Source organism: Pseudomonas subflava, assembly GCF_023823685.1.
Classification (GTDB): domain Bacteria; phylum Pseudomonadota; class Gammaproteobacteria; order Pseudomonadales; family Pseudomonadaceae; genus Aquipseudomonas; species Aquipseudomonas subflava.
Genome location: NZ_JAMXBF010000006.1, coordinates 408,434 through 424,551, shown reverse-complemented (window position 1 = coordinate 424,551; position 16,118 = coordinate 408,434). Strand labels below are relative to the sequence as shown.

Here is a 16,118-nt window from a genome sequence, read left to right as displayed (position 1 = left end):
TCACAGCCGTAAACCCCACCCACCTGTGAGAGAGGAGATAGGCCATGAACCTGCACCTGCCTGAAGCCGTAGAGACCTACTTCGATATCAGCAATGGCGGCGACGCCTCGCGCCTTGCCACCTGCTTCTGTCCGGACGCCACGGTGACCGACGAGAACCGCACGCACCAGGGCCTTGCCGCTATCGAAGCCTGGCACCGGGAAGCGCAGCAAGCCTTCAGCTACCGCGTCGAGCCCCAGGGCACCACGCAGCAGGACGACGCACTGACCGTAACCGCCCGCGTGGTCGGCGACTTCCCTGGCAGCCCGGTGCAGCTCAAGCATGTGTTCGTGTTGCAGAACGGGCAGATCCGCTCGCTGGAGATCGCCCCATGAACCTCGACCTCACTGGCAAGCACGTACTGGTCACAGGCGGCACCAAAGGCGTCGGTCGCGCGGTGGTCAGCCGCTTTCTCGCGGAAGGCGCGACGGTACTGACCTCGGCACGGCAGGCGGATGCAGACCTGCCGAGCGAGCTGTTCGTGCAGGCCGACCTGTCGACCCGTGAAGGCTGCGACACCCTGGTGCAAGCGACCCGGCAGTGCCTGGGCACGGTGGACATCATCGTCCATGTGCTGGGCGGCTCGTCGGCCCCCGGAGGTGGCTTCGCCGCGCTGGACGACACGCAGTGGCAGCGCGAGTTCGACCTCAACCTGCTCCCGGCCGTGCGCCTGGACCGCGCCCTGCTGCCGCAGATGCTCGAACGCAAAGCGGGCGTCATCATCCATGTGACTTCCATTCAGAACCGTCTGCCGCTGCCGGAAGCCACCACCGCCTATGCCGCAGCCAAGTCGGCGCTCTCTACCTACAGCAAGAGCCTGTCGAAGGAGGTATCGCCACAAGGCGTGCGTGTGGTTCGGGTGTCACCGGGCTGGGTCGAAACCGACGCGTCGGTCGCCCTGGCCGAACGGCTGGCGCAGGAAGCAGGTACCGACTATGAACGCGGCAAGCGAATCATCATGCAGGCCTTGGGCGGCATTCCCCTTGGACGACCCTCCAGACCGGACGAAGTGGCTGACCTCATTGCCTTCCTCGCCTCGTCCCGCGCGGCCGCCATCACGGGCAGTGAGTTCGTAATCGATGGCGGAACGGTGCCAACGGTATAGGGGTATTACTTGAGGTCACAGTGGAGCATTGCCGCAGGCCCTGCGCGGTATGCCTTTGCAGCATTCGCACCAAGCCATCGCCTTGTGCCCCGGAAGGCATCGAGATAAGGCGATGGCCGCGGAAGACCATTTATCTAGGCGCCCTCGGCCTGCACTCATGCAGGACGGTTGTCCTGTCATTCGTTCTCTTCGCGGATGCGGCCTGAACCCGGCGACCCGAGAGGTCGCCCTGTTCTGGTATCTGCCGCTCAACCGTTGACCACGGTGCCGCCGTTGACGTGCAACACCTGGCCGCTGACGTAGCTGGAGTCGTTGCTGGCCAGGTAGACGAAGGCCGGTGCGACCTCCGAGGGCTGGCCGGGGCGCTGCATGGGGGTGTCCGAGCCGAAGCCGGCGACCTTGTCCGCCGGGAAGGTGGAGACGATCAGCGGCGTCCAGATCGGCCCTGGGGCCACGGCGTTGACGCGGATGCCGCGCTTGACCAGGTTCAGCGCCAGCGAACGGGTGAAGGTGGTGATGGCGCCCTTGGTGGACGAGTAGTCCAGCAGCATGGCGTTGCCCTTGTAGGCGGTGATCGAGGTGGTGTTGATGATCGCCGCGCCCTCCTCCAGGTGTGGCAGCGCCGCCTTGGTCAGCTGGAACATGGCGAAGATGTTGGTGCGGAAGGTCTGCTCCCACTGCTCCTGCGGAATGTCCTCGAGGCCTTCCTGCGGCTGCTGTTCGCCGGCGTTGTTGACCAGGATGTCGAGGCGGCCCCACTTGCCGATGGTCTCGCGGACCACCTTCTGGCAGAACGCGGCATCGGCCACGTCGCCGGCCAGCGGCAGCACCTGGCGGCCGCGCTTCTCGATCTCCGCCTGGGTCAGCCTGGCGTCTTCGTCGCGGTCGAGGTACAGCAGCACGATGTCGCAGCCTTCCTCGGCGAAGTGCACGGCCACGGCGCGGCCGATGCCGCTGTCGGCACCGCTGATGATCGCCACCTTGCCCTCCAGCTTGCCGGAGCCGCGGTAGCGTTCGTCGATGTAGATCGGCTTCGGGTGCATGTGCGCCTCGCTGCCGTGGGGGATGTCCTGGTGCTGGGCGGGCATGTTCTGTTTTTCGATCATGAAAGTTTCCTCTCGATTCAGGAGGGGTCGGCGTCCAGCCGCTGCCACATGGCGCGGGTCAGGCGCTGGCGGTTGGCGTAACCCTTCCAGGGGTCGTCCCGCAGGCCGTCGAGACGTTCCTGCAGGTTGTGGATGGTCCATTGCTGGGCGCTGCGCAGCCCGTCGAGCTCGTCGCGGGCGATGGGCACGGACACCGGCAGGCCCGGACGGGCGCGCACCGAATAGGCGGCCACGGTGCTGGCGCCGCGGCCGTTGCGCAGGTAGTCGATGAATATCTTGCCGACCCGGTTCTTCGGCCCGGACGTGGCGGTGAAGCGCTCCGGCAGCTGGCGGGTCATGAACTGGGCGACGGCCTTGGCGAAGCCCTTGACCTCGTCCCAGCCGGCGCGGCGCGCCAGCGGCACGATGATGTGGATGCCCTTGCCGCCGCTGGTCTTGAGGAAGGCCTGCAGGCCCAGCTCATCGAGCACCGTGAGCGTCAGCCGGGTCGCCTCCTGCATGCTGCGCCAGGGCAGCGCGGGGTCCGGGTCGAGGTCGAGCACGAAGTGGTCGGGCGTATCGATGCGGTCGCTGGTGGCGCCCCAGGTGTGCAGCTCGATGGTGCCCATCTGCACGGCGCCGATCAGCGCCGGCAGGCTGTCGATCTCCATCAGCCGCGCGTGGCCGGGGTCGAGGCTCTTGTCCAGGTGCTTGATGTTGGGGATGGCCAGGCGTTCGGCATGTTTCTGGAAGAACTGTTCGCCACCCACGCCGTCCGGCGCGCGCACCAGCGACACCGGGCGGTTGTCCAGGTACGGCAGCAGCCAGTCGGCAACGCCCGCGTAGAATTGCGCGAGCTCGAGCTTGGTGGAGCCGCTCTCCGGGTCGATGACCCGCTGCGGGTTGCTGATCGACACGCCGGCGATGTCCTGCCGACCGGGCTTGCCCTTGCTCGCCTTGGCCGCCGGTTTGGCGGGCTTTTTCGTCGCTTGCTCGGGCTGGCGTGGCCGCTCGCGAACGATCTCGCTCGCCGACTTGTCGCTGCGCAGGGAGACGAAAGCGGCCTGGCGGACGATGCCTTCGTTCGTCCATTCGGCGAATTCGACTTCAGCCACCAGCTGCGGTTCGACCCAGCTCACGCCACGCGCGTCCGGGCCGCGCAGGGGCGCGGCCAGCGGCGAGTCGTCCCGCGCCAGCTGGCGCAGCTTCTGATGCAGATCCTTGAGCATCGCCTCGCCGAAGCCGGAGCCCACCCGGCCGGCATAGCGCAGGCCCTGGTCGTCGTTGATCGCCAGCAGCAGCGCACCGAAGCCGCTGCGGCTGCCCTTGGGCGCGGTGTGGCCGATGACCACGAATTCCTGGCGCAGACGGCACTTGAGCTTGATCCAGTCCTGGCTGCGCCGCGACACGTAGAGGCTGCCGGCGCGCTTGCCGATCACGCCCTCCAGCGACATGGCGCAGGCGCTTTCGACGATGTCCTGATGTTGGGCGGCGAAGGCGGCGGAAAAGCGCAGCGGAGTGCCGCGGGTCGAGCCCAGCGCCTGCTTGAGCCTGGCGCGGCGCTCTTCCAGCGGGGTCTGGCGCAGGTCCTCGCCGTCGATGAACGGGGCGTCGAACAGGTAATAGAGAATGTCGTGGCTGCGGCCGATCTCGAAGGCGTTCTGCAACAGCTGAAAGCTCGGCAAGCCCTGCTCGTTCATCACCACCATTTCGCCGTCCAGCCAGCTGTCCCGCAGGTCCAGCTTGGCCAGGGCCTCGGCCTGTTTTGGCATCTTCGCGGTCCAGTCGTGGCCGTTGCGGGTGAACAGGCGCACCTCGCCGTCGGCGATGCGCGCCATGACGCGGTAACCATCGAACTTGACCTCGTAGAGCCAGTCGCCTTCCGGCGGGCGCTCGGCGAGGATGGCCAGCTGCGGCGCCAGGGTGTCGGGAAATTCCGCCGTGGCCTTGGATTTGGGCTTGGCGGCCTTCGGCTTGCTCGCCGCGCGGACGCTGGCGGCCTGCCGCGTGGCTTTCTTGCTCGGCCCGCCCACCAGGGCGCCGCTGATCACGCTCTGCGGCTGCGCCTCGACGATGTCGTACTCCTCCGAGGGGCGGGCGATGTCGTCGCGCTCTTTGATCAGCAGCCACTGTTCCTTGTCGCTGCTGCCGCGCAGGTGGGTGCGCACCAGGCTCCAGTCGCCGGACAGCTTCTCGCCCACCAGGGCGAACTTGAGCTTGCCGGCCTTGTACGCCGCCGCCGGGTCGCCGTGAGGCTGCCAGATGCCCTGGTCCCAGACGATCACGTCGCCGGCGCCATAGTTGCCCTCGGGAATGCTGCCCTCGAAGGTGGCGTAATCGAGCGGGTGATCCTCGACGTGCACGGCCAGGCGCTTGTCGCGCGGGTCCAGGCTCGGACCCTTGGGCACCGCCCAGCTCTTCAGCGTGCCGTCCAGTTCCAGGCGAAAGTCGTAATGCAGGCGCCGGGCGTCGTGCTTCTGGATCACGAAGCGCAGCGCACCGGCCTTGCTACGCCGCTTGCGCGGCTGCTCGCGGGGCTCGCTGGTCTGTTCGAAGTTGCGTTTGCGGTTGTATTCGCTCTGCGCCCTGGCCATCTAGGGTCCCCTACTTGCGCGCCGTCTTGGCGGTCTTGCTGGTGGTCTTGGCGGAGCCCGTCGTCGAACGGCGGCGGGCGGGCTTCTTGGTTTCCTCGTCGGAACCACCGCCGAGACTGCGCCGCAGCAGTTCGGTGAGGTCGATGACGTCGGCGCTGCGGCGCTCTTCGCCGCCGGAGACCTTCTCGACCTCCTCGATCTTGCCGGCCTTGGCCTTGCGCTCAACCAGTTCGAGGATGCGGTCCTGGAAACTGTCCTGGTATTCCTCGGGCTGCCAGTCGCCACTCATGTCCTTGATCAGGCGCTTGGCCATGTCCAGCTCGCTCTTGGCCAGCTTGGCCTTGGTCACCGCCGGGCCCAGTTCCAGCGACTCCAGCCCGCGGACCTCGGCGGGCCAGCGCAGCTTCACCAGCACCAGCGCCGACTCCAGCGGCATCAGCGTCGCCAGGTACTGGCGCGTGTGCAGCACCACATGGGCCAGGGCAACCTTGCCGGTGGAGGCCAGCGCCTCGCGCAGCAGCGCGTAGACCTTCTCGCCACGCCGGTCGGGTGCCAGGTAATAGGGTGTATCGATGTTCTGCAGGGGAATCTGCGGGCTGTCGACGAAGGCGAAGATGTCGATGGTCTGGGTCGACTCCGGGTGGGCGGCGCGGATTTCCTCCTCGCTCAGCACCACGTAGCGGCCCTTCTCGTACTCCACGCCCTTGACGATGTGTTCCTTGGTCACCTCCTTGCCGGTGACCTTGTTGACCCGCTTGTAGCCGACCGGGTCCATGCTGCGCTTGTCCAGCCAGTCGAAGTCCACGCCCTGCGAGGAGGTGGCCGACACCAGTGCGACGGGAATGTGCACCAGGCCGAAACTGATCGCGCCTTTCCAGATTGCTCGAGCCATGGCGGTAGTTCCTGGGGATACCTACATGGCCGACCCGCCGCCGCCTGGGAAAGTTTCACCTAACTGGAGGCGTCGCCTCCCGGCAGATAGCGGAAGCTGCCGCAGCGGCTGCAGCATTGGCACAGCAAGGTTTCCTTGCCCATATCCATGAGGGTGCCGGCGGTCCATGTACACCCGTTGATCAGACATGCGAGTTTCATTTGCCAGTCTCCTTCGCGGCACGCGCCGCCAGGTTTCCTTATCGCAATCGACCCTGCGGCGCGGCCGAAGGTTTTATCCATAAATTGATGGACCCTGCGCGCCCGTTCGACGGTCTACCGCTTACGTGCCATCAGGGAGAAGTGCAATGGCGAAGAAAAATGCCTTTCTGGTCAGCTACATACTCGACAACCAGCCGCAGTCCGTCACGGTGGAGGATGAGGCCGAATCGATGACGCCGGAACAGGCGCTGGCGCGACTGCAGACGCAGCACGGCGGCGCCACGATCACCGACGTGCAGGTGACCCATATCGACCCCGAGCGCACCGCCTTCACCCCGGGCCACTACCAGCAGCCCTGACCATGAGAAACATGGAAACCCCGACGTACAAGCTGCTGGTCTATGGCGGCGACAGCAGCCTCGGCAGTGCGATTCTGGCGGAGGCGTTGCACCGCCAGTTCGAGGCCACGGCGGTGCTCGACGACCTCAACGAGCAGCGCGCCCGACCGGGCCTGCGGGCCAAGAGTGGCGGGCTGAGCGACCCTATCGAGGTCAGCCGCAGCGTGGCCGGCATGCACGGCGTCATCTGCCTGCTGGATGTGGCGTTGAAGGATCAGGACGACTTCGCCCTGCGCTTCAACACGCTGATCGCGCTGCTGGACGGGCTGGAGACCGCCGGGGTCAAGCGCCTGATGGTGGTCGACGACTTCGCTTGGCTGGACCGCGACCTGGCGCCCGAGTCGCCCGTACATCACCTGACCGACCGGCTGAAGGCCAGTAGGGTAGCCTGGACCCTGGTACAGGCGCCGCCGTCGTCCGATGAGGACCTCGGCATCGACGATTTCAAGCAGCCGGGCGCGTCCGCCCTGCCCCTTCATCGCTTCGCCATGGCCATGCTCGACGAGCTGGACCTGGCGCTGCATCACCACCAACGACTGCAGATAGATCTGTAGGAGGAAAGGTCGATGGAAGCCGAAGCCGTCATTCTCCTCGCCATTTCATCCTGGTTCCTGGTTGCCGCCGCCATGCTCTGGGGCATGCTGCGCATCGCCCGCCGCCATGCGCGCGACGCCGACGAGCGCCAGGCCGAGACGCTGGTGCGTCTGGCGCCGCCGCCCGCGCGGCGCAGCAAGCCGCGCCGGCACAAGCAGCCGCGCCCGGCCTTTGCCCCCGCCTACCGCGCCGCACACCGTTTCGCCCACCGCTGAGCGCCTATAAAACACGCGCAAAAAATGTCCGGCACTCGCCCTCGCCCGCGCCGGTCGTACGTCGAACCGATGTAGACGAGGAATCGACCATGAACCAACCCGCGACCGAGCCGGCCTTCCGCGATGCCCTGCTGCAGGTCCTGGTGAGCTGCGCCGCCCAGCACTTCGAGCAGGCGGCGGATTACGCCCACCTCAACGGCCTGCAGGCCAGCACCGAACTGCGCAACGGCGAGCACCTGGAACTGTGCCTGACCCTGCGCCGCCCCAGCGACAACACGCCCTGCTGCTACCGTATCCGCGCCGTGCCCGACAGCCGTCTGGTGTTGCACGAGAAGACCTACGGCGCCGAGGTTCAGCGTCTGCAGGCGGCGCTCGACTCGATCAACGACACCTTGATAGAAACCGAACTGGCCGCCTTCTTCATCAAGGCCGCCGCCCTGCCGCTGGACTATGTTGCCGAACGACATCAGCCCGGATTCATCTGAACAGAGGCGCAGCCGCCGAACGGCTGCCCCCGATCATTGCGCCGCTTCGCTGAAAAGGTTGAACTCCCTTCCCTGGCAGCCGGTCCCTGAGCCATCTCATATTGCCGTTGGATAGATCATTTCCCCTGATACGGTTATAAGGGGCCTGGCCTGACTAGCGTTTCAATCTACCTTCCGCATAAGGAAATCAGCGATGTCCGTCTCTCAGCTTGCCGAGCTACTCAAACAGAACGAAGAACAGATCCTGGACAAGTGGCTGAGCGCCCAGCGCGCCGCTGGGATCCGCTTCGACCTGATCGACGAACGCAATGTCCAGGACAACTCCAGGGACCTGCTCAAGGCCGTGATCATGGCGTTAGCACAAGACGCGGACGACTTCGACGCGCCGGCCTGGAAGCCGCTCAAGGCACAGCTTGAGCGACTCTCCCGCACCCAGGCCAGGCAGGGCTTCTCCGCCTCCGAGACGGCGACCTTCGTGTTTTCGCTCAAGGAGCCGCTGTTCGAGCTGATCCAGAACCAGAGCCAATACGACAACAGAGTCGATCTGGTCTGGTTGGTCAACAAGCTGGTCGACAAGCTCGGCCTGTTCAGCGTCGAGTACTACATGGCCGGCCGTGAGGCGGTGATCCGCGAGCAGCAGGAAAGCCTGCTGGAACTCTCCACACCGGTGGTGCAGCTGTGGGACGGCGTGCTGGCCGTGCCGCTGATCGGCGCGCTGGACAGCAACCGCACCCAGATCGTCATGGAATCGCTGCTGCAGAAGATCGTCGAGACCGAGTCCGACATCGCCATCATCGACATCACTGGCGTGCCGACCGTGGACACCATGGTCGCCCAGCACCTGCTCAAGACCATTACCGCCGCCAAGCTGATGGGCGCCCGCTGCATCATCAGCGGTATCCGTCCGCAGATCGCCGCGACCATCGTCCACCTGGGCGTGGAACTGGGCGACGTGGTGACCAAGTCCTCCCTGGCCGACGCCTTCAAGCTGTCGCTCAAGGAGCTGAACGTCCGTCTGGTCGGCAACGCGCGCTGAGGACCCGGCCATGGTAGACCGCATTCCAATCCTCAAGATGGGCAAATACCTGCTGCTCAGCATTCAGGTCGACATGCACGACCAGTTGGCGCTGGACCTGCAGGAAGACCTCACCGAGCAGATCGTGCGCCACAGGGCCAAGGGCGTGCTGATCGACATCTCTTCGCTGGAGATCGTCGACTCCTTCATCGGCCGCATGCTGTCCCATATCGCCAACGTGTCGCGCATCCTCGACGCCAAGGTGATCGTGGTGGGCATGCAACCGGCCGTGGCCATCACCCTGGTCGAACTGGGCCTGTCCCTGGAGGGCATCGCCACCGCGCTGAATATCGAGAAAGGCATGCGCTGGCTGGAAAACAGCGTGAACGAGGATGAAATCGCCGGGGAGCCCGAGAGTGACGAAGACACAGACGCTCCCTCTGAAACAGGAAACTGACATCGTCATCATCCGCCAGCGGGTGCGCAAGGCGGCCGAAGAAGCCCGTCTGGGCCTGGTCTCGCAGACCAAGATCGTCACCGCGGCCAGCGAGATCGCGCGTAATGCGCTGATCTACGGCGGTGGCGGCCAATGCCTGATCGAGCTCGCCAACCGCGACGGTCGCGCGGCCGTGCGCCTGGTCATTGCCGACCAGGGCCCGGGCATCGCCGATATCGAGCGCGCGCTGGTCGACGGCTACACATCGGGCAGCGGCCTGGGCCTGGGCCTGAGCGGCTCGCGCCGCCTGGTTGACGAATTCGATTTGAAGAGCCAGCCCGGCGCCGGCACGACGGTGGAACTGTGGAAGTGGAAATGACCGAGGTTATCAAGCAGTTTTCCTATGCGGTCAGCCACACCGCCCATGCCGACGCCGCGCGCCGGGTCGTCATCCGCGAGGCCAGCCGGCTCACGACCGACGAGACCCTGCTGGGGCGCGTGAGCGTGGTGGTGCAGGAGATGGCGCGCAACCTGGTGCTGCATGCCGGTGGCGGCGAGCTGCTCTTCTATCAGGACGACGAGCGGCTGGATCTGCTCGCCGTCGACAAGGGCCCCGGCATGGACGACGTGGCTCGCTGCCTGGCCGACAGCTATTCCTCCAAGGGCACCATGGGCGCCGGCCTGGGCGCCATAAGCCGGCTGTCCGACCACTTCGACATCTACTCCCAGCCAGGCCAGGGCACCGTGGTGTTCGCCCAGTTCCGCCTGAACCCGGCCACCAGCCCGCTGATCTCGGCCGGCGTGAGCACGCCCTACCCCGGCGAGGAGGTCTGCGGCGACGCCTGGGCGATCCGCGACAACCGCATCATGGTCTGCGACGGCCTCGGCCATGGCCATGCCGCCCATGAGGCCAGCCGCCGCGCCCGCGACCTGTTCCTCGACCACGACGACACGCTGCCGCTGGAAACCCTGCTCGAGCGCATGCACCGTGCGCTGATGCCGACCCGCGGCGGCGCCGTGGCGCTGGCGGAAATCCAGCCCGAGCAGGCCCAGGTGCGTTTCTGCGGCATGGGCAATATCGCCGGGGTGCTGCACGACGGTCGCAGCCGCAGCATGGTGTCCGGCAACGGCACGGTAGGCTACCGCATCGGCCGCATCCAGAGCTTCAGCTACCCCTGGTCGCCGACGACGCTGCTGATGATGTCGTCGGACGGCATCAGCACGCGTCACGATCTGGGCAGTTATCCGCGCCTCGCCGGGCGCCATCCGGCGGTCATCGCGGCGGTGCTGCACCGCGACTTCCGTCGGCACAACGACGACGCAACCCTGGTGGTGGTGAGACATGCATAAAACGAGGCGAATAGTCTCGATCGAGATCCGTGAAGAAGTCGACGTGGTCAACTGCCGGCAGAGCGCCAAGCGCATTGCCGCCTGGCTCGACCTGTCGCAGCTGGAGCAGATCCGCTTCGCCACCTCGGTTTCCGAGCTGGCGCGCAACATCTATCAGTACGCCGGCAGCGGCTTCTTCCATTTCGACCTGGCGCAGAACGCCGTCGAACAGCTCTGCGCGCTGACCTTCACCGCCGAAGACCATGGCCCGGGCATCGCCCACATCGAGCAGATCCTCGACGGCAGCTACGTCTCGCCGACTGGCATGGGCGTCGGCCTGCGCGGCGCGCAGCGGCTGATGGACGACTTCGACATCAAGACCTCCGCCGCCGGCACCCACATACGCGGCCGCAAGGCGATCCACCCGCCGCGCCCCTTCCCCTCGCCCGCCTCGCTCAAGGCCATTCGCGAGCAGCTGCAGAGCGACGGCGTGGCCGATCCCTACGTCGAGCTACAGGTGCGCGGCAAGGAGCTGCTGCTGACCACCGCCGAGCTGCAGAGCAAGCAGCTGGAGCTGGAGGCCACCAACGTCGAGCTGGAGAACACCAACAAGGGCGTGGTCGCGCTCTACTCGGAGCTGGAGAAGGCCACCGAGGAACTGCGCGAGGCCGGCGAATCGAAGAGCCGCTTCTTCGCCAACATGACCCACGAGATCCGCACGCCGATCAACATCGTCGAGAACATCAGCAAGCTGCTGCTCAAGGGCATGGACGGACCGCTCAATCCCGAGCAGTACAAGCAGGTGGCGTTCATCAGCGATGCTGCCGCCGAGCTGTCCGAGCTGGTCAACGAACTGCTCGACCTCTCCGAGGCCGAATCCGGCCGGATCGAGATCACCCCGGTGAAGTTCGAACTCTCCGATTTCGTCGAGCAGCTGCGCCAGTTCGCCGGCGCGCTGGGCCTGCGCCATCCGAGCGTGGAGTGGGAAATCGTCGGCGCCTCCCAAGAAGTGGCGCTGGAGACCGACCGCCACCGCCTGTTCCAGATCATGCGCAACCTGATCGGCAACGCCTTCAAGTACACCCCGGCCGGCAAGGTGGTCGTGCGTACCTACCTGCCGGACGAGCACAGCGCCGAATTCATGGTCGAGGACACCGGCGTCGGCATTGCGCCGGAGAACCATGCGCGAGTGTTCGAGGAGTTCCTGCGGGTGCGCGGCCCCGGCATGTCCCAAGTACAGGGCACCGGGCTAGGCCTGCCGCTGGCGCGGCGCCTGGCCGGGCTGCTGCGCGGCGAGATCAGCCTGGACAGCGAGCTGGGACGCGGCAGCCGTTTCCTGCTGCGATTCGCCCGCCGCTACGACGAGAACGGAGCGGAGCCGGCGCCGCTGGACCTGAGCGGCATCAACGTGCTGCTGATTGACGACAATGAGGCCGACCGCTATCTGCTGTCGCGCCTGCTGCAGCCCTACCACCCGGTAATCATCGAGGCGGTCAGCGCCACGTCCAGCATCGACAAGCTGCATGCCATCCGGCCGGACATCATCTTCCTCGACCTGGACCTGCCGGATATTTCCGGCGAGGACCTGCTCGAAAGCATGGACTGGAGCATGCACGCGCGGGTGCTGATCAACACCGCCAAACCGCTCGAAGGCCCGCTGCTCGAACGCCTGCAACGGCAGAGCCGGGCGATATTGCACAAGTCCCATCCCGACTACGCTGAACAGGTCCTGAACCAGGTGAGGCGTCTGACCGAGGAGCAACGCGATGCGCACTAGACGGATCCTGATCGTCGACGACATGGAAGCCAACCGCTATGTCCTGCGCAGGATTCTGTCCAGCGAGTCGAACTTCCAGGTTCTTGAAGCGGGCACCGGCGCCGAGGGCCTGGCGCTGATGATCGACGGCGTGGATTTGGTGATCCTCGACATCAACCTGCCGGATATGACCGGCTTCGAGCTGATCCAGAAGGCCGAGCAGACCCTCGGCCCCGCGCGACTGCCGGCGATCATCAACATCTCAGCCACCTTCGTCAGCGGCAAGGACAAGGCCACCGGCCTGAATACCGGCGCCCGCGCCTACCTCACCCACCCGATCAACCCGGACGAGGTACTGGCGACCATCGCCAGCCTGATGAAGAGCAATACCCGCCTCGAGCGCGTCGAACGCCAGCGCAACTGGGCCGAGGCGCGCAACGAGCAGCTGAGCAAGGAAAAGATCATGCTCGAGCGCTTCATGCGCTCGTTCAGCCACGACCTGCGCTCGCCGCTGTCGGCGGCGGTGATGGCCACAGGGCTGATGCAGCGCAAGCCCGAGCGTCGTACCGAGGAACTGCTCGGCGTGCTGCAGGACAACCTGCAGCGCATCGACCAGATGGTCGCCAACCTGCTGGATATCTCCCACGTCAGTGTGGGCGGCGGCATCCGCCTGATCAGCGAGCCCATGGACCTGGCCACCCTGCTGCGCGACGCCGTGGCCAATCTCGCCCTGCAGCTCAACAATCCGCTCGAGCTGGAGATGGACGAGTCCGGCGCGCAGGTGGTCTGGGACCGCTCGGCCTTCCTGCGCATCCTCGACAACCTGGTGGGCAACGCGGCCAAGCACGGCAAGGCGGAGGCCCCCATTCGCATCGAGCAGAGCCTGGAAGACAAGGCCATCAAGCTGGTGGTGACCAATCACGGCGCGTTCCCGGCCGAGGTGCTGGCCAACCTGGCCACGCCCTACTTCATCTCCAGCCAGAGCGATACCAAGGGCTGGGGGCTGGGCCTGCCGATCGTCAAGGCACTGACCGAGAGCTTCGGCGGCCAGGTCAGCTTCGGCAACGAGGGCGAGCAGGCACGGGTCGAGGTGCTGCTGCCCCTGGCCGTCGGCGACTGACGGCCCTGCCCGGCACTCAGCCGGGCAAGGCGCGCCAGATTTCCTTGGCGTACTCGCGAATGGTGCGGTCCGACGAGAACCAGCCCATGCGCGCGGTGTTGAGGATCGCCGCGCGCCACCAGCGGGCCGGGTCCTGCCACAGCTCGTCTACCCGGCGCTGGGTGTCCCAGTAGTCGTCAAAGTCGGCACAGACCATGAAGCGGTCGTCGTACACCAGCGCATCGATCAGGCCGACGTAGCGCGCCGGGTCGTCCGGCGAGAACACGCCGGAGCGGATCGCCTCGAGCGCCGTCGACAACCGCTCGGAGCCGGCGATGACCGAGGTCATGTTCAGCTCGCCGGAACGCTTGCGCATCTCCACCTGCTGCGCCGTCATGCCGAAGATGAACATGTTTTCCCGCCCAACCAGTTCCGACATCTCCACGTTGGCGCCGTCCAGGGTGCCAATGGTCAGCGCGCCGTTGAGGGCGAACTTCATGTTGCTGGTGCCCGAGGCCTCGAGGCCGGCGGTGGATATCTGCTCGGACAGATCCGCCGCCGGGATGATGGTCTCGGCCAGGCTGACGTTGTAGTTGGGAATGAACACCACCTTGAGCAGGCCGCGCACCGTGGGGTCGTCGTTGACCGTGCGGCTGATGTCGTTGGCCAGCTTGATGGTCAGCTTGGCCTGGTGGTAGCTGGCCGCCGCCTTGCCGGCGAAGATCTTCACCCGCGGCACCCAGTCGGTGGTCGGCTCGTTGCGGATCGCCTGGTACAGCGCCACGGTGTGGATCAGGTTGAGCAGCTGGCGCTTGTACTCATGGATGCGCTTGACCTGCACGTCGAACATCGCCGAGGTGTCCAGCACTACGCCGAGACGATCCTGCACCACGGCCGCCAGGGCCGCCTTGTTCTGCTGGCGCAGGGCGGCATAGCGCTTGTGCATGGTCTTCTTGCCGGCGTGGCTTTCCAGCCCGCGCAGCACGGTCTCCGGCGAATCGAGCACCTCTTCGCCGAGGGTCTCGACCAGCAACCCGGTCAGCCCTGGATTGACCTGGAACAGCCAGCGGCGGAAGGTCACGCCGTTGGTCTTGTTGTTGATCCTGGTCGGGTACAGGTCGTGCAGGTCGCGAAACACCGTCTTGCGCATCAGATCCGTGTGCAGCGCCGACACGCCATTGATGCTGTGCGCTCCGAGGAACGCCAGGTTGCCCATGCGCACGCGGCGGCCGTGGTCTTCCTCGATGAGCGATACCGAGCGCAGCAGGTCGAAGTCATGGATGTCCTGGGCCCGCAGCGCGTCTATGTGATACGCGTTGATCAGATAGATGATCTGCATGTGCCGCGGCAGCAGGCGCTCCATCAACGACACCGGCCAGGACTCGAGGGCCTCGGGCAGCAGCGTGTGGTTGGTGTAGGACAGGGTCGCCACCGTCAGCTGCCAGGCGTCGTACCAGCTGAGCCGATGCTCATCGACCAGCAGGCGCATCAGCTCCGCCACGGCGATCGCCGGGTGGGTGTCGTTGAGCTGGATTGCCGCCCGCTCCGGCAGCTGGTGAATGTCGCCGTGCTCGCGCATGTGACGCTGCAACAGGTCCTGCAGCGAGGCGGAAACGAAGAAGAACTCCTGGCGCAGGCGCAGCTCCTGGCCCGCCTCGGTGCTGTCGGCCGGGTACAGCACCCGCGAGATGCTCTCGGCGCGCACCACGTCGACCACCGCACCGATATGGTCACCGGCGTTGAAGCGGTCGAGCTGCAGATCTTCCTCGGCACGGGCCCGCCACAGGCGCAGGGTGTTCACCGCCGAACGGCGCCAGCCGATCACCGGCGTGTCATAGGCGATGGCGCGCAGGGTCTCCAGGGGCTGCCAGACATGGTGCGGAACGCCGTCTTCGTCCGGCTGGCTCAGCACCGCGCCGCCGAAGCCAATGTTGTAGGCGACCTCGGGACGCTCGAATTCCCACGGGTTGCCGAAGTCCAGCCAGGTCTCGGTCTGCTCTAGCTGCCAGCCATCGGCCAGCGCCTGACGAAACAGCCCGTGTTCGTAACGGATGCCGTAACCGTGGGCGGCCAGACCGAGGGTGGCCATGCTCTCCATGAAGCAGGCCGCCAGCCGGCCGAGGCCGCCGTTGCCGAGGGCCGCATCCGGCTCGACCTGGCGGATGCGCTCGAGGTCGACACCCAGCTCGTCGAGAGCCTTGCGCGCCACCTCGAGCAGGCCGAGGTTGCTCAGGTTGTCCACCAGCAAACGGCCGATAAGGAACTCCAGCGAGAGGTAGTAGACGCGCTTCTGCCCGCGTCGGTCCATCTGCGCCGAGGCTTCCTCCCAGCGGTCGATCACATGATCACGGGCGGCCAGGGCGATGGCCTCGAACCAGTCGTGATCGAAGGCGTTACCCGCGTCCTTGCCCACCGCGTACTTGAGCTTGGCGAGGATGCTCTGCTTGAACGCGGCGACCTCGTTCTCCGCAGCCATGGCCACCTCCTCCTCAGGCGATGCGGCGCAGCGACTCCCGAGCCGCGTCGGCCGGTTGCGTCATCAGCGGCGCCGGATGGGCATTGGCCACGTCGTCGTCGCGCAGGCTGTCCAGCAGATCGTGGCCGGGCAACGTCAGGTTGTGGGCGATCAGTGCCGGCTCGCCGTCCCAGGTCTGCTCCAGCTCGCACTCCACCAACCCGGCCTGGTGCAGCAGGTGCAGGTGGTATTTCACCGAATCGATGTCGTGGCCGGCAAAGGCCTGCGGCTCGAAGTAATGGCCGTGGTCACGGCTTTCGATCTCCAGCAGCAGGGCCTTGATCAATTGCTTGTCTCTCTTCATTACGGCGTTCCCTCCTCAGGTACTACTGAGCTAAGGGTGCGCACGGGCCCGCTTAGT

Annotated in this window: 18 protein-coding genes; 12 read left to right on the top strand and 6 right to left on the bottom strand. The window is 66.0% G+C overall.

Translation table 11 applies throughout. The features are described 5' to 3' along the window. The first annotated feature begins 44 nt into the window (after nucleotides 1-44). Nucleotides 45-374: a nuclear transport factor 2 family protein gene (locus NF616_RS11180; RefSeq protein ID WP_252273344.1), complete on the top strand. Its 330-nt coding sequence runs from the start codon at nucleotides 45-47 to the stop codon at nucleotides 372-374. Then, complete coding sequence (locus tag NF616_RS11175; RefSeq protein ID WP_252273343.1) at nucleotides 371-1,144, top strand: SDR family oxidoreductase; 774 nt, start codon at nucleotides 371-373, stop codon at nucleotides 1,142-1,144. Before NF616_RS11180 ends, NF616_RS11175 begins: the two co-directional genes overlap by 4 nt. 248 nt (nucleotides 1,145-1,392) lie before the next feature. Here NF616_RS11175 and NF616_RS11170 read toward each other — a convergent pair whose 3' ends face one another. From NF616_RS11170 to NF616_RS11155, 4 genes are read right to left on the bottom strand one after another with little or no spacing between them, the layout of a single operon-like run. Next, entirely contained in the window at nucleotides 1,393-2,250 is an 858-nt protein-coding gene (locus NF616_RS11170; protein WP_252273342.1) for an SDR family oxidoreductase, read from the bottom strand. A 17-nt stretch (nucleotides 2,251-2,267) separates the two neighbouring features. Continuing rightward, nucleotides 2,268-4,823: a DNA ligase D gene (gene ligD, locus NF616_RS11165; RefSeq protein ID WP_252273341.1), complete on the bottom strand. Its 2,556-nt coding sequence runs from the start codon at nucleotides 4,821-4,823 to the stop codon at nucleotides 2,268-2,270. Between the two features lie 10 nt (nucleotides 4,824-4,833). Next, on the bottom strand, nucleotides 4,834-5,715 hold the full coding sequence (ku, locus tag NF616_RS11160) for a non-homologous end joining protein Ku (RefSeq protein ID WP_252273340.1): 882 nt from the start codon (nucleotides 5,713-5,715) through the stop codon (nucleotides 4,834-4,836). Nucleotides 5,716-5,774: 59 nt separating this feature from the next. Beyond that, complete coding sequence (locus tag NF616_RS11155) at nucleotides 5,775-5,915, bottom strand: PSPA7_2676 family Cys-rich small protein (protein WP_252273339.1); 141 nt, start codon at nucleotides 5,913-5,915, stop codon at nucleotides 5,775-5,777. Nucleotides 5,916-6,061: 146 nt separating this feature from the next. Here NF616_RS11155 and NF616_RS11150 point away from each other — a divergent pair, with 146 nt between their 5' ends. From NF616_RS11150 to NF616_RS11105, 10 genes are all read left to right on the top strand, one after another. Beyond that, entirely contained in the window at nucleotides 6,062-6,274 is a 213-nt protein-coding gene (locus NF616_RS11150; RefSeq protein ID WP_252273338.1) for a hypothetical protein, read from the top strand. A 2-nt stretch (nucleotides 6,275-6,276) separates the two neighbouring features. Further along, nucleotides 6,277-6,867: an NAD(P)H-binding protein gene (locus tag NF616_RS11145; protein WP_252273337.1), complete on the top strand. Its 591-nt coding sequence runs from the start codon at nucleotides 6,277-6,279 to the stop codon at nucleotides 6,865-6,867. Between the two features lie 12 nt (nucleotides 6,868-6,879). Then, entirely contained in the window at nucleotides 6,880-7,122 is a 243-nt protein-coding gene (locus tag NF616_RS11140; RefSeq protein ID WP_252273336.1) for a hypothetical protein, read from the top strand. 89 nt (nucleotides 7,123-7,211) lie between these two features. Further along, a complete protein-coding gene (locus NF616_RS11135) occupies nucleotides 7,212-7,607 on the top strand; it encodes a hypothetical protein (RefSeq protein WP_252273335.1) in 396 nt (131 codons plus the stop codon). Nucleotides 7,608-7,800: 193 nt separating this feature from the next. Then, nucleotides 7,801-8,643, top strand: coding sequence for an STAS domain-containing protein (locus NF616_RS11130; protein WP_252273334.1), 843 nt, complete (start codon nucleotides 7,801-7,803; stop codon nucleotides 8,641-8,643). Nucleotides 8,644-8,653: 10 nt separating this feature from the next. After that, nucleotides 8,654-9,079, top strand: a complete 426-nt coding sequence (locus NF616_RS11125; protein WP_252273333.1) for an STAS domain-containing protein — start codon at nucleotides 8,654-8,656, stop codon at nucleotides 9,077-9,079. Then, nucleotides 9,039-9,437 carry an ATP-binding protein gene (locus NF616_RS11120; RefSeq protein WP_252273332.1) on the top strand — a complete coding sequence of 133 codons (399 nt, stop codon included), beginning with the start codon at nucleotides 9,039-9,041 and terminating at the stop codon, nucleotides 9,435-9,437. The genes NF616_RS11125 and NF616_RS11120 overlap by 41 nt, the downstream gene beginning before the upstream one ends. Continuing rightward, entirely contained in the window at nucleotides 9,434-10,408 is a 975-nt protein-coding gene (locus NF616_RS11115) for an ATP-binding protein (RefSeq protein WP_252273331.1), read from the top strand. The genes NF616_RS11120 and NF616_RS11115 overlap by 4 nt, the downstream gene beginning before the upstream one ends. After that, the gene (locus tag NF616_RS11110; RefSeq protein ID WP_252273330.1) at nucleotides 10,401-12,164 is read left to right on the top strand and encodes an ATP-binding protein; all 1,764 of its coding nucleotides are present in this window, start codon (nucleotides 10,401-10,403) and stop codon (nucleotides 12,162-12,164) included. Before NF616_RS11115 ends, NF616_RS11110 begins: the two co-directional genes overlap by 8 nt. Then, complete coding sequence (locus NF616_RS11105) at nucleotides 12,154-13,263, top strand: hybrid sensor histidine kinase/response regulator (RefSeq protein ID WP_252273329.1); 1,110 nt, start codon at nucleotides 12,154-12,156, stop codon at nucleotides 13,261-13,263. Before NF616_RS11110 ends, NF616_RS11105 begins: the two co-directional genes overlap by 11 nt. 16 nt (nucleotides 13,264-13,279) lie before the next feature. On the opposite strand, the gene NF616_RS11100 is transcribed toward NF616_RS11105, so the two are convergent. Both NF616_RS11100 and NF616_RS11095 read right to left on the bottom strand, forming a co-directional pair. After that, nucleotides 13,280-15,718, bottom strand: coding sequence for a glycogen/starch/alpha-glucan phosphorylase (locus NF616_RS11100; protein ID WP_252273328.1), 2,439 nt, complete (start codon nucleotides 15,716-15,718; stop codon nucleotides 13,280-13,282). 13 nt (nucleotides 15,719-15,731) lie between these two features. Beyond that, nucleotides 15,732-16,061, bottom strand: a complete 330-nt coding sequence (locus NF616_RS11095) for a DUF2513 domain-containing protein (RefSeq protein ID WP_252273327.1) — start codon at nucleotides 16,059-16,061, stop codon at nucleotides 15,732-15,734. Between the last annotated feature and the right edge of the window lie 57 nt (nucleotides 16,062-16,118).